The organism is [Mycobacterium] fortunisiensis (genome assembly GCF_019050325.1).
Lineage (GTDB): Bacteria > Actinomycetota > Actinomycetes > Mycobacteriales > Mycobacteriaceae > Mycobacterium > Mycobacterium fortunisiensis.
The window spans coordinates 218,365-231,449 of sequence record NZ_VOMB01000010.1; the positions used below are offsets into that span (position 1 = coordinate 218,365).

The 13,085-nt window shown below is 68.4% G+C and carries 11 protein-coding genes and 1 riboswitch; of the genes, 5 read left to right on the plus strand and 6 right to left on the minus strand.

From position 1 onward, the window contains the following. Positions 1–64 precede the first annotated feature (64 nt). A complete protein-coding gene (locus tag FR943_RS07750; protein ID WP_246584902.1) occupies positions 65–1,219 on the plus strand; it encodes a DmpA family aminopeptidase in 1,155 nt (384 codons plus the stop codon). Here the strand turns inward: FR943_RS07750 and rfbC are convergent. From rfbC to FR943_RS07780, 6 genes are all read right to left on the minus strand, one after another. Next, positions 1,213–1,812 carry a dTDP-4-dehydrorhamnose 3,5-epimerase gene (gene rfbC / locus FR943_RS07755; protein WP_217155757.1) on the minus strand — a complete coding sequence of 200 codons (600 nt, stop codon included), beginning with the start codon at positions 1,810–1,812 and terminating at the stop codon, positions 1,213–1,215. The two genes, FR943_RS07750 and rfbC, sit on opposite strands and share 7 nt — an antisense overlap. Further along, positions 1,809–2,804, minus strand: a complete 996-nt coding sequence (gene rfbB, locus FR943_RS07760; protein ID WP_217155758.1) for a dTDP-glucose 4,6-dehydratase — start codon at positions 2,802–2,804, stop codon at positions 1,809–1,811. Before rfbB ends, rfbC begins: the two co-directional genes overlap by 4 nt. Positions 2,805–2,829: 25 nt before the next feature. After that, positions 2,830–3,681, minus strand: a complete 852-nt coding sequence (locus FR943_RS07765) for an LLM class F420-dependent oxidoreductase (protein WP_217155759.1) — start codon at positions 3,679–3,681, stop codon at positions 2,830–2,832. A gap of 34 nt (positions 3,682–3,715) precedes the next feature. After that, positions 3,716–4,579, minus strand: a complete 864-nt coding sequence (locus tag FR943_RS07770; RefSeq protein WP_217155760.1) for an LLM class F420-dependent oxidoreductase — start codon at positions 4,577–4,579, stop codon at positions 3,716–3,718. Between the two features lie 259 nt (positions 4,580–4,838). Then, positions 4,839–6,326, minus strand: coding sequence for an ATP-binding protein (locus FR943_RS07775; RefSeq protein ID WP_217155948.1), 1,488 nt, complete (start codon positions 6,324–6,326; stop codon positions 4,839–4,841). A gap of 38 nt (positions 6,327–6,364) precedes the next feature. Further along, complete coding sequence (locus tag FR943_RS07780) at positions 6,365–8,068, minus strand: NAD(P)/FAD-dependent oxidoreductase (RefSeq protein ID WP_217155761.1); 1,704 nt, start codon at positions 8,066–8,068, stop codon at positions 6,365–6,367. Positions 8,069–8,278: 210 nt separating this feature from the next. Continuing rightward, positions 8,279–8,474, plus strand: a riboswitch (cobalamin riboswitch). 35 nt (positions 8,475–8,509) lie between these two features. Between FR943_RS07780 and FR943_RS07785 the strand changes: the two genes are divergently transcribed. Genes FR943_RS07785 through FR943_RS07800 form a run of 4 tightly spaced genes read left to right on the plus strand, consistent with a single transcriptional unit; the run spans position 8,510 to position 13,078 of the window. Next, positions 8,510–9,712 (plus strand): ABC transporter substrate-binding protein, encoded by a 1,203-nt coding sequence (locus FR943_RS07785; RefSeq protein ID WP_217155762.1) that lies wholly within the window; start codon positions 8,510–8,512, stop codon positions 9,710–9,712. Further along, entirely contained in the window at positions 9,709–10,749 is a 1,041-nt protein-coding gene (locus tag FR943_RS07790) for a FecCD family ABC transporter permease (RefSeq protein WP_217155763.1), read from the plus strand. Before FR943_RS07785 ends, FR943_RS07790 begins: the two co-directional genes overlap by 4 nt. Beyond that, on the plus strand, positions 10,746–12,503 hold the full coding sequence (locus FR943_RS07795) for an ATP-binding cassette domain-containing protein (protein ID WP_217155764.1): 1,758 nt from the start codon (positions 10,746–10,748) through the stop codon (positions 12,501–12,503). The genes FR943_RS07790 and FR943_RS07795 overlap by 4 nt, the downstream gene beginning before the upstream one ends. Continuing rightward, complete coding sequence (locus FR943_RS07800) at positions 12,500–13,078, plus strand: DUF7676 family protein (protein WP_217155765.1); 579 nt, start codon at positions 12,500–12,502, stop codon at positions 13,076–13,078. Before FR943_RS07795 ends, FR943_RS07800 begins: the two co-directional genes overlap by 4 nt. Positions 13,079–13,085: the final 7 nt, after the last annotated feature.

Genomic DNA, 13,085 nt, shown 5'->3' on the forward strand with positions numbered 1-13,085 from the left:
GCCGCCCACATATTTGCCGGATGGTTTGACTCCGGAGGTCCTCCGCCGTCATGATTTTCCAATCTTGAAGAAAATCTCGCGCTCGACCCCCGAAGGATGCACGCCCGACTGCTCCTCGCGTCCGCGCGCCCGCGACATCGGCGTCGTCATCGGTGAGCACCCCACCGGCCCAAACAACGCGATCACCGACGTGGCCGGCGTGCGCGTCGGCCATGCCACGATCCAGCGGCCCGGCCCCGATCCGGTCAACACCGGCGTCACCGTGGTGGTGCCCCATGCCGGGATCTTCACCGAGCCGGTGTTTGCCGGCGCGCATCGACTCAACGGCAACGGGGAACTCACCGGCCTGGAGTGGATCCGCGAATCCGGCGAGCTCACCACCCCCATCGGGCTGACCAACACCCACAGCGTGGGAGTGGTCCGCGACGCCCTGGTGCAAGCCCAGGTGCAGGCCCGCGGAGACGGCATCGTCTGGTCGCTGCCGGTGGTCGGCGAGACCTACGACGGGCTGCTCAACGACGTCAACGGCCACCACGTCGGCGCCGATCACGTGGCCACGGCGCTGGCCGACGCCGCAGGCGGCCCGGTGGCCGAAGGCAATGTCGGTGGCGGGACCGGCATGATCTGCCACGGCTTCAAAGGCGGGATCGGCACCGCCTCGCGGATCACCGAAACCGTGGCCGGCCGCTACACCGTGGGTGTCCTGGTCCAGGCGAATCACGGCCGGCGCGAACGCCTTCGGGTCAACGGGATCCCGGTCGGGGAGTTGGTCGGCCCCGAGCTCGTGCCGACGCCGAATCTGCCGATGCCCTACCCGCCGGGGTCCGGTTCGATCATCGTCATCGTCGCCACCGACGCTCCGCTGTTACCGCATCAGTGCACCCGGCTGGCCCAGCGCTCGGCGTTGGCTGTCGGCCGCGTCGGCGGAACGGGAGAGCAGTACAGCGGCGACATGATGCTGGCCTTCTCCACCGGAAACCGGGGCATCCCGCCCTATGGGTGGGACGAGAACCCGGACGCCAACCGGCCCGAGATCCCGGTGCGCATGGTGGCGCCACAGCTGATGAACCGACTGTTCGACCTGGCCATCGAGGCCACCGAGGAAGCGATCGTCAACGCCCTGGTGGCAGCGGAAACCATGACCGGCCGCGGCGGGCTGACCGCCCACGCGCTGCCCCACAACCTGCTCCACACCGCACTGCTGCTCGAAGGTCACTGACGGGCGCGCAACTCGTCGGCGAACGCGCGGGTTTCCTCCCACGTCGGCAACAGCCCTCGGGCCCGCACCTGCTCCAGCGTCGGGGCCGCGGCGTCCCGCTCGGACAGCACCGGGTCGCCCTCGATCGGCCAGTCGATCCCCAGGTCGGTGGCCAGGATGGTGTGTTCGCGGTCCGGGTTGTAGGGCGCCGAACACAGGTACATGACGGTCGAGTCGTCCTGAAGCGCCAAGAACGCATGGCCCAACCCCTCGGACAGGTAGACCGAGCGCCGACTGTGTTCGTCGAGCAGCACCGAGTCCCACCGCCCGAAGGTCGGTGAACCCACCCGGATGTCGACCACCACGTCGAGCACCGCACCGCGCACACACGTCACGTACTTGGCCTGTCCGGGCGGCAGCTGGGCGAAATGCACGCCGCGCAGCACCCCGGCGGCCGACACCGAGCAGTTGGCCTGACGCACGTCGAAGCGGTGGCCGGTCAGCTCGGCGAACCCTGCCTCGGTGAACCATTCGAAGAACAGCCCCCGCGCGTCACCGTGCAGCCTCGGCGTGATCTCCCACGCGCCCGGGATCGTCAGTTCGCGGGTGGTCATCGGCCGCGCTCGGTGTAGGCGTCTTCCACGGCCTTTTTCAAAGGGCCCCACCAGGATTCGTTGTGGCGATACCAGTCGATGGTGGCCGCCAGACCTTCCTCGAAATCGGTGTGCTTGGGCGCCCAGCCCAGTTCGTCGTGCAGGGCCGACGGGTCGATGGCATAACGCAGATCATGCCCTTCGCGGTCGGTCACGTGGTCGAAGTCGTCGGGATCGCGGCCCAGCAGCCGCAGCAGGGTGCGCATCACCGTGAGATTGCTGCGCTCGCATTCGGCGCCGATCAGATAGGTGCGGCCGGCGCGGCCACCGGTGAGGATCTGCCAGACCGCCCGGTTGTGATCGTCGACGTGGATCCAATCACGCACGTTGGCCCCGGTGCCGTACAGCTTGGGGCGGCGGCCGGTGAGCACGTTGGTGATCTGGCGCGGAATGAACTTCTCGACGTGCTGGTAGGGGCCGTAGTTGTTGGAGCAGTTCGAGATCGTCGCGCGGACCCCGTACGAGCGCACCCAGGCGCGCACCAGCAGATCGGCGGCGGCCTTCGTCGACGAATACGGGCTGGACGGGTTGTACGGGGTGTCCGTGGTGAACCGGGCCGGATCATCGAGCTCAAGATCGCCGTACACCTCGTCGGTGGAGACGTGATGCAGCCGCACCCCGTGCGCCCGCACCGCCTCCAGCACCGTGAACGTGCCGATGACGTTGCTGTGCAGAAACGGCCGCGGATCGGCCAGGGCATTGTCGACGTGGGTTTCGGCGGCGAAGTGCACGACGACGTCTGCCTCGCCGACCAACTGGTTCACCAGATCGGTGTCGGCGACGTCGCCCTGCACCAGCCGGACCTGGTCGGCCACCGGCGCCAGGGATTCCCGGCTGCCCGCATACGTCATCGCGTCGAGCACCGTCACCGACGTGGTCAGCGGCTCACCGACGGCCAACCGCACGAAGTTGGCGCCGATGAACCCGGCGCCGCCGGTAACCAGTAGCCGCATGGGCCAACCCTAACCGGCTGCCCGGTCAGTCCTTCAGGCCCAGCGGTCCCGCCAATGCGGTCAAGGTGGGCAGCAGCTTGTCCCAACCGCCGAGCACCTGGATCGCGACATGGTCGGCACCGTTGGCGATGTGTTGCTGCAGACGTGCGGCGATGGCCTCGGCGGTGCCGTGCGCGACGACCGCGTCGATCAACTTGTCGCTGCCCGGCTTGGCGACGTCCTTCTCGGTGAAACCGAGCCGGAGCCAGTTGTTGCGGTAATTGCTCAGGCCCAGATAGAAGTCGACCGTCTCGCGCCCGATCTCCCGGGCCGCCGCACTGTCGGTGCTCAGCACCACCTTGTGCTCGGGCGCCAGGAACACCGAGTCGCCCAGCACGTCGCGGGCGTGAGCGGTGTGCTCGGGCGTCGTCAGATACGGGTGCGCACCGGCGCTGCGCTGCGCCGCCAACTTGAGCACCTTGTCGCCCAGCGCGGCGAGCACCAGTCGGCTCGTCGGGACCTTGGCCGCATCGAGGACGTTCAGGTATTCGACCAGCGCCTCATAGGGGTTGCGATATTCCTCGGTGTGCTCGGGATGCCCCACCCCGATGCCGAGCAAGAACCGGCCCGGGTAGGCCGCTTCGATGCGGTGAAACGACTCGGCGACCGCGTCGGCCTCCGCCGTCCAGATGTTCACGATGCCGGTGGCCAGCTGCAGGGTCTGCGTGCTCTCCAGGATGGGTTCGGCGAACGCGAGGTCGGCCGCCGGGGATCCGCCCACCCACACCGCGCCGTAACCCAGCTTCTCGATTTCGACGGCCTGTTCGGGCTTCACCTTTCCGAACGTCCACACCCCGTAACTACCGAGATCCGGTTTCAGCGAGAGTGATTCGGTCATCTGCGAGTCCTGTCTGTCGGGGTGCCGGTGGGCGCTAGGTCAGGCCGAGGGGCCCGGCGAGCTCGGTCAGCGCCGGTACCAGTTTGTCCGGTGAGGTCAGTACTTGTACAGGCACATGGTCGGCGCCGGCGTCCCGATGCTGTCGCAGCCGGGCGGCCACCTCATCGGCGGTGCCGTAGGCGACGACGGCGTCGATGAACCGGTCACTGCCCGGTTTTGCCAGGTCCTCGTCGGTGAAACCGAGCCGTTTGAAGTTGTTGAGGTAGTTGGTCAGACCCAGGTAGACGTCGAGTGCCCGGCGCCCCACCGACCGGGCTTTGTCCACGTCGGTGGTGAGGATGGCTTTGTGCTCGGGGGCCAGGAACGCGCCGGGGCCGATCAGCTCGCGGGCCCGTGCGGTGTGCTCCGGCGTGGTCAGGTACGGATGCGCGCCCGCCGACCGCGTCGCCGACAACCGCAGCGCCTTGGGGCCCAGCGCGGCCACCACCCGGCGATGCCGCGGCACCCCGTACTCGTCGAGCTTGTCGAGGTAGTCCGACAGCGCGTCGAGCGGCTTGCGGTATTCCCCGATGGCCTCGCGGTGCCCCACCCCGATGCCGAGCAGGAACCGGCCCGGGTAGGCCGCGTCGATGCGATGGAACGACTCGGCGACCGGCCCGGCCGCCGCACTCCAGATGTTCACGATGCCGGTGGCCAGCTGCAGCGTGGTGGTGGCGGCCAGGATCGGGTCGATCCAGTCCAGTTCGGCCGGCGGCGAGCCACCGGCCCAGATCGCGCCGTAACCGAGTCCCTCGATGTCCTGCAGCTGCCGGTCGGACAACTGCCGGAACTGGGAGTAGTGGCCAAACGCGCCGAAGGTGCCGAGGTCGGGTTTGGCGCCGGGTGTGGTCTGGGTCATGTTGTTCTCAACTCGGCGGTGCGAGGAGGCTATTCCGGGCGAATCACGCTGATTCCGGATCCGGCCGGGCTGTCATGCGCGGCCCGTCGCCGGCGCTCCGTTGTTTGCGCTTGGCGCTCCGGCCGTCCTGCCCGCCGTTTGTCACGCCCTCCGTTTGTCACGCCCTCCTTTGTCACGCTAGCGTGACGCTGGAGGTCGACGGCCACTCCAGCGTGACAAACCGGGGTGACGTGCCACACCAGCCTGCCAAAACGGCGAATTACTCCGACGCTTGACCGTCCGCGCCCAGAGACTCGGGTGCGGGAGCCTGCAGCGGCAACAGCACGATGAATCGGGTGTTGCCCGGCTCAGACTGCACCCGCAGGTCTCCGTGGTGCTTTTCCACCACGATGCGCCAGGCCAGGTCCAGGCCCAGCCCGGTGCCCTCGCCGAACGGCTTGGTGGTGAAGAACGGGGTGAAGATCCGGCTGATGTCCTCTTCGGGGATTCCCGGCCCGTCGTCGCAGATCTCCACCCGGATCATCTCGTCGGTTTCGCGGCAGGTGCGCAGCGTCAACGTGCCGTGGCCGTCCATCGCCTGGACGGCGTTGTCGATGATGTTGGTCCACACCTGGTTGAGATCGCCTGGGTAGCAATGCAATTCGGGTAGCGATCGGTCCAGGTCCTTGCACAGGCTGACCGACTTGTCCTTGCCGATCTTGTCGCCGAACATCATCAGGGTGCTGCGCAACAGCTCGTGGACGTCGGCGCTCTGATACGAGCCGCGGTCCATCTGCGAGTACTGCTTGGCGTCGGCCAGCAGCGCCGAGATGCGTCGGCTCGCCTCGGCGATCTCGTTCATTCGCAACTCGTTGTCGATGGTGTACTTCAACCAGCCCAGGGCGGCCTGCAGGGTGGCCGAGGTGTCGCCGTCGCGCAGGGCATCGTCGACCGACGCCGAGATGCGTTCGAGCCAGTCGATGTCGAGCCCGGCCTCGACGAAAGTCGGCGCGTAGTCCCAGGCGCCCACGATGTCGTGATCTTCGAGCCAGTCGCCCATCTCGTCTTCACGATCGGAGGTCTCCAGGGCGGTGAGTTCCAGCCCGCGGTTCTTGGCCACCTGCTCGGCCACCTCGTCCTGGATGGTCACCAGCATCCGCAGCGCTTCGGGGGTGAACTTGCCGTCAGCCAGCATCGCCAGCTTGTGCCGCATCTTGCCGGCGCCCTCGCGCAGATCGGCGACGGCCCGGGCGGTGGCGGCGGCCGGGTTGTTGAGCTGATGGGTCAGGCCGGCGGTGATGTTGCCCAGGGCCAGCAGCTTCTCCCGGTGGCCGATGATCTGGCTCTGCCGCCGACCGCCAACCTTGTGGCCCTCCAGCAGGTGTACCGCCATCGGGAACTGGGACTGCATGAAACTCGCGAACGCGTTGGCGTCGAGCACGAACACCCGCGACGGCGTCGTCAGCCGCACCGAGGCTTCGTAGACGTGCTCCTCCCCAGGGATGTAGGCCGACCAGGCGCCGAAGTACACCCCGCGCATCGAGGTGCGGTTGGTCTGGATGTCGACGCCGCCGGAGCGCTTCGACATCACCAGCTCGCCGTCGAGCAGCACGTAGAAACAGGTGGCCGGTTCACCCTCGGTGACGATCGGACCGGCCGGGAACGTCTCGATGCTGCCGGCCTGACACAACGTGTCGAGCTGCGCATCGGACAGGTGCTCGAACAGGAACAGGGTCCGCAGTTCGTCCCGCACGCAGGTCTCGCCCATCTCCGTCATCAACTCCTCAGACTTCGCCGTGCCGGCCGTCACGCCTCTGCCAGGTAGCGGTGCACGAGCATGACCGCCATCGAGCCTTCACCGACAGCAGCCGCCACCCGCTTGGCGGACTCGGCGCGCACGTCTCCTGCAACAAACACACCGGGCACACTTGTTTCCAGGTGGTGCGGCGGACGCTCCAGGCCCCAGCCGCACACGTCGCGCAGATCCGGCCCGGCCAGGATGAATCCGTGGTCGTCGCGGGCCACCACACCGTCGAGCCAGTCGGTGCGCGGCGTGGCGCCGATGAAGCAGCACAGCCGGGTGGCGACCACATCCTCGTGCTCACCGGTCTGCCGGTCCACCAACTCGAGGCCGACCAGATGGTCGGCCGCCCCGTCGTCGCTGCCGATGGCCTTGACCACCTCGGTGCAGGTGCGCACCGAGATGTTGGGGGTCTGCTCGATCTGCTGGATCAGGTAGTGCGACATCGACGCCTCCAGCGACGGGCCCCGCACCAGCAGCGTCACCGACTTCGCTTCGCGCGACATGAACATCGCCGCCTGCCCGGCCGAGTTGGCACCGCCGACGATGTAGACGTCCTCGCCGGCGCATTCGGAGGCGTCCGACACCGAGGCGCCGTAGTACACGCCGCGGCCGACGAAATTCGACGGGTCGGCCGGGTCGTTGAAGCAGCCCGGCACCGGCAGCTCGCGGTACTCGACGCCGGTGGCCAGGATGACCGCGCGGGCGCCGATGGTCTCGCCGTCGGCGAACGTGATGGTGCGGGCTGCGCCCGCGATGTCGAGGCCGACGGCTTCGCGGGTGGTGATCACCTCGGCGCCGAACCGTTCGGCCTGCCGCCGCGCCGCGGTGGCCAACTCGGCGCCGGACACCCCGGTGGGGAAGCCCAGGTAGTTCTCGATCCGGGAGCTGCGTCCGGCCTGCCCGCCGGTGGTGGTGCCCTCGATCAGGACCGTCTTGAGGCCCTCGGAGGCGCCGTACACCGCGGCGGCCAACCCGGCCGGGCCGCCGCCGATCACCGCCAGGTCGTACATCGTCAACGACGGTGACGTGGACAGGCCCAGCATGTCGGCCAGCTCGCCGTCGGACGGCTCGACGAGCGTTTCGCCACCCTCGGTGATCACCACGGGCAGCTGTAGGCCGTCGAGCCCGGCGGCCTCCAGCAGTTGCCGGCCCTTGGGCTCGTCGGCGGTGAACGCGCGATAGGTGTGCTGGTTGCGGGCCAGGAACTGGCGCACCTCCCAGGACCGGGAACTCCACTGGTGGCCGATCACCTTGGTGTGCGGAATGGCCCGGTCACCGACTGCGGCCCAGGCCTCCAGCAGACCGTCGATCACCGGATACAGCTTTTCCTCCGGCGGGTCCCACGGTTTGAGCAGGTAGTGGTCGAGGTCGACGACGTTGATGGCGTCGATCGCCGCAGTGGTGTCGGCGTATGCGGTGAGCAGCACACGGCGGGCCATGGGGTAGAGGTCCATCGCGGCTTCGAGGAACTCGATGCCACTCATCTGCGGCATCCGGAAGTCGGCGACGAACACCGCGACGGTGTCGCCGCGCAGCTTCAGCTCGTTGAGGGTTTCCAGGGCGTCGGGGCCGGATTCGGCGCGGACGATGCGGTAGCGCTCACCGTAGTGACGACGCAGGTCGCGGGCGACGGCGCGGGACACCGCGGGGTCGTCGTCGACGGTGAGGATCACGGGTTTACGGGGCTGTGAGGCGGGGCCGGTCATCGGGATCAATTATGCGCGGGTGGGCGGCCCGCCGCAGCGGCGCTGGGTACCGTGGACCCGCAGCCAGGATCCGGAGGTGTCAGGCGCCCAAACCGCAACGCCGGTATGTGGTGATCGGTGCGCGTGCCGCCGGCGCGGTACTGACCCGCAAGCAGCCGATTTCGCGGCTACGCGAGTCAACACTGTGGGCGCCGGCCAACGAGTCAGAGGCCTGGCACGGCATGCGAGAATGTCGCCGGTAAGGCGATGACGACAGTGAGGAAGCCGGTGCGAATCCGGCGCGGTCCCGCCACTGTTATCGGGGAAGTGACCCTCATCAGCCACGGCCCGCTTTCTGTGGGGCTGGAAGGCGAGGCGAACGGTGATCCGAAAGCCAGGAGACTCAGGTCATCGCGTCCTGCGATCCGGGGCGGTGTACCCCGAGGAAGCTGATGCACGCCCATGTCCCGTGCGCTGCGGGTAGCACTTACGTTGACCACGTCGCTGGTCACAATTGTGGTCGCGGCGCTGGCCGGCTGCTCGGCTGAGCGCGCCGCCATCACCGACGGCGCGCGTCCGGGTTGCATCACCGACTTCGATCCGGCCGCCGACTACTTCCCGGACAAATCGACCCTGTCCGAGGCCACCAACTTCCGCCTCGAATACCACCGCAGCTATCAGATCCTGACCGTGGAGCGCCCCTACCTCGGTGGCCAGCCGGTGTCCTATGTGCTGGTGCGCTGCGGCGCCCCGGCCCCCAAGCTGACCGGCGAACTCGCCCACGCCCAGCAGGTCACCGTCCCGGTGCGCAGCCTGTATTCGGGCTCCACCACCCATCTGGCGATGATCACCGAACTCGGCCAGGCCGACGTGGTCGCCGGCGTGGCCAGTCCGCCCGCGGTCGCCGACCCGCAGATCCGCAGCCGTATCGATGCCGGCGCGATCACCGGCTACGCCCCGGGCGGGCAGGTCAACACCGAGACGGTGCTGCAGGCCGGTCCCGATGTGCTGGTCACCCAGGGCACGGAGGACTCCGGATATCCGAAGCTGCGTGAGGCCGGAATCCCGGTGGTCGCCGACGCCGAATGGCTGGAGCCCACCCCGCTGGGCCGCGCCGAATGGATCAAAATGTTTGCGGCGCTTACTGGTACCGAACATCAGGCCGAGCAGACTTACCGCCGGATCCGTGATGACTACCATGCGCTGAGCGCCCGGGCCGCCGCGGCCACGCCGGTCGACGTACTGGTGGGCACCATGTCTTCGGGCAACTGGTCGATGCCCACCGGTGCCAGCTACTCGGGCCGGCTGGTCGCCGACGCCGGCGGGACCTACCCTTGGCTCAGCGACACCGGCGCGCAGAGTCGGCAGCTGAACTTCGAATCGGTCTACGCCCGGGCCGGACAAGCGCGACTGTGGCTGGTCACCGACGACTGGAAAGCCGTGAGCGACGCGGTCTCGCAGGACAGCCGGTACGACGAGATCGCCGCCGTCCGCGGCGGTCAGGTGTGGTCGGCAACCAAGGCCGTCGACCAGAGCGGGCGCAACACCTACTGGGAGCGCGGCACGGTGCGGCCGGATCTGCTGCTCGGCGACCTGGTGGGGATCCTGCACCCCGAGTTGGCACCCGGCCACGACTTCGCCTTCTACCGCGAGGTCCCGCGGTGAGGGCTCGCACCCCGCTGGTTTTGGCGGGTCTGGCTGCCGCGGTTGTTGTGCTGGCTCTGCTGGGCCTGGCCCTCGGCCCGGTCCGAGTGCCGCTCGCCGACACCGTGCGGGTACTGCTCGGCGCTGAGGCCTCCGACCCGCGCTGGCAGGTGATCGTGGCGAACCTGCGGCTGCCCCGCGTGCTCACCGCGCTGGCTGCCGGGGCCGCGCTCGGAGTCGCCGGACTGCAACTGCAGACGCTGTTCCGTAACCCCCTCGCTGACCCCTACATCCTCGGCGTCAGTTCCGGCGCCAGCCTCGGTGTGGCGATGGTGGTGCTGCTCGGCGGCGCCGTCGGCGCCGGGTTCGGAACCGGTATGGCCGGGGCCGGCCGCATCGGGGCGGTGATCGCGGCCGCGCTCGGCGCCGCCGCGATGCTGACGCTGGTGCTGACGCTGTCGCGCTGGACCCGCTCGGCGGCCACGCTGCTGCTGATCGGTGTGATGCTGGGCGCGGCCAGCACCGCACTGGTGAGCCTCGCGATGGTCTATGCCGACCCGCAACGGGTGCAGCAGTTTCTGCTGTGGGGACTGGGCAGTTTCGCCGGAACCGGCTGGGGCGACCTGCGACTGCTGCTGCCGCTGGTCGGGGTCGGGCTGGCCGCTGCCGCTATGACGATCCGGCCGCTCAACGCACTGCTCCTCGGTGAGAGTTACGCGGTAACCATGGGTATCAACGTTCGCCGGGCCCGGATGGTCACGATCGGATCGGCATCATTGCTGGCGGGTGTGACGACAGCATTCTGTGGGCCGATTGCGTTCCTCGGCCTGCTGGTGCCACACGTGTCCCGCATCGCCGTCGGCACCTCCGATCACCGCGTGGTGGTGCCGGCGGTGACGTTGATGGGTGCCGTCGCCGCCCTGGCCTGCGGGATCGTCAGCCAGGTGCCGGGCAGTGATCTGGTGATTCCGGTCAACGCGGTCACCGCGCTGGTTGGGGCGCCCGTGGTGATCACCGTGCTGCTGCGGGCCCGGCGAGGCTCGGGGATGCCGTCATGACGACCCGCATCACCCCCGCAGTCGAGTTGGCCGGCCTGAGCATCGGATACCGCCACCGTCGGCGCACCACCACCGTGGCCACCGGACTTGATGCACAGGCCCGCCGCGGCGAACTCACCGTACTGATCGGCCCTAACGGCGCCGGCAAATCCACCCTGATCCGGACACTGGCCGGGCTGCAGCCCGCGCTCGGCGGCCAGGTTCGCCTCGATGGGACCGACCTGACCGAGCTGCCCCGTGACGAACTGGCCCGACGGGTCGGTGTGGTGCTCACCGAACGGATCGACCCGGGCTTGCTGTCGGCGCGGGAACTGGTGGGGCTGGGCCGAATTCCGCACTTGGGCCTGGCCGCCCGGCTGGGTCGCGCCGACGAGGAGATCGTGGACTGGGCACTGGCGGCCACCGGCGCCGGGCACCTGGCGTCGCGGTCGGCCGCGGAACTGTCCGACGGCGAGTGCCAGCGGGTGCTGACCGCGCGCGCGTTGGCTCAACAACCCGGCCTGCTGATCCTCGACGAGCCGACCGCGTTCCTGGATGTGTCCTCGCGGGCCGGGCTGTTCGGGCTGCTGCGCGAGCTGGCCCGTGACCAGCAGCTGGCGGTGGTGCTGAGCACCCACGACCTGGAATTGGCGTTGCGGGTGGCCGACCGGGTGTGGCTGATGGATCCGTCGGGCACCCTCACCGACACCATCGGCGAGGAGCTGATGGTGTCCGGACGCATCTCGGCGATGTTCGGGAACGACACGCTGCACTTCGATCCGGTCAGCGGCATGTTCACGATCGTCGACGACGGCGACCAGCGCATCGCTCGCATCGATATCGACGAGCCATTGCGTTCCGCAGTGACGCGCGTGCTGTCCCGGGAGGGCTGGCGGGGCGGCGACAACGCCGAGATCGTGGTCACCGCAACCGATGTCGACACCATTGCCGTGCGCACCGGGGCCGGAGCGGAGGTCGCCGCGCTGCGGGACCTGCCGCAGCTGCTGCGCAGTGTGCCCGCCGGCCCGCACCGCTGCGCGCAGGCGGATCAGGTGGCGTCGGCACTGGCGCAGCTGTCGACGGTCAGCTCCTATTTCGCAGTGTCCACGGGGGCGATCCCGGACGGCGACTGGCGCCCGGTCGCCCAGCTCTACACCGATGAGCAACTGCTCGCCGGAATGGTCGACCGGGTCAGAGACCGCATCGGGGCACCGGATGTGCGCGTCGCGGTGTCGACGTTCTTCCTCGGTTTCGCCGCCCGGCTGTGGTCGATCGGCCTAGGCGGGCTCGCCGAACACGGAATGCTGGTGGACTTGGCCCCTGATCAGCTCTGGTTCAGTGAATCCGGCGGCACGTTGCGGCTGTACCTGCGGAGTCCGATCGCCTGGCAGGGAACCGGTTCCGAACAACTGCTGGTCGACATGGTCTTGGGTGGCCACCTGACACCGCTGGCCGCCGCGGTTCGACGGCTCGGCCCGATCTCGCAGCGACTGCTACTCGGCAATGCCGCCTCTGCGCTCCTGGGCGCCGCCCGTGCGCTGAGCTGGCATCGCGGCGGTGAACTCGCGGCCGACCCGGGCTGGAGTCTCGCACGCAGCCTGTTTGATGATGAACGCCTTAGCGGCACAATATGTTTCAACGAATCAGAGATCGATTATCGGCGCACCAGTTGCTGTCTGTTCTATCGCACGCCCGATGCCGGGTTGTGCGTTGACTGCGCGCTGACCCACAAACCCGAGGCTGGTACACGTTTGAACGAGAAGGGATCCACATGACCGATACCACCACCGAGATCGTCGCCGACCCCCCGATTGTCGATACCGAAGACCGTGGCCGCGAACAGTTGTGGCCGTTGCCCACCGACCGGGAGAGCCTGCTGGATCTGCTGCACCTGTGCTTCGACGAGTACTGGGACGAGATCTGGTTCGGCATCATCATGCAGGGCGCCGCCTGGGAGGTGGTCGCGCCCAACGCGCCGCGGAAGATCGCGATGCTCGACGGTTATGCCACCATCGATTTCGGTCGCTGGCACTTCCACCTGTGCATCGGCAAGCACCGCGCCAGCGGCTCCGAGCTGGGCCGGATCCGCCGCTGCAGCCGCGCCGAGTTGTACCGCTCGATTGGCAAGCAGGGTAACCCGATGTCGTGGGGGGTGCGGCTCTACAACGGGCGCGACGAGCAGATGATGACGTTGATGCTGCCCAACCCGTTCCTCACCAACGACCAGCAGATCCGCGACGAGCCCGAGTGGGGCCAGCTGGAACTGTGGGACAAGCTGCGCGACAAGTACCTCGGGCTGGGCCCAGATCCGTTGGACCGCAGCGGAAATCAGATCCGCTGCCGGGGCTGATCACCGC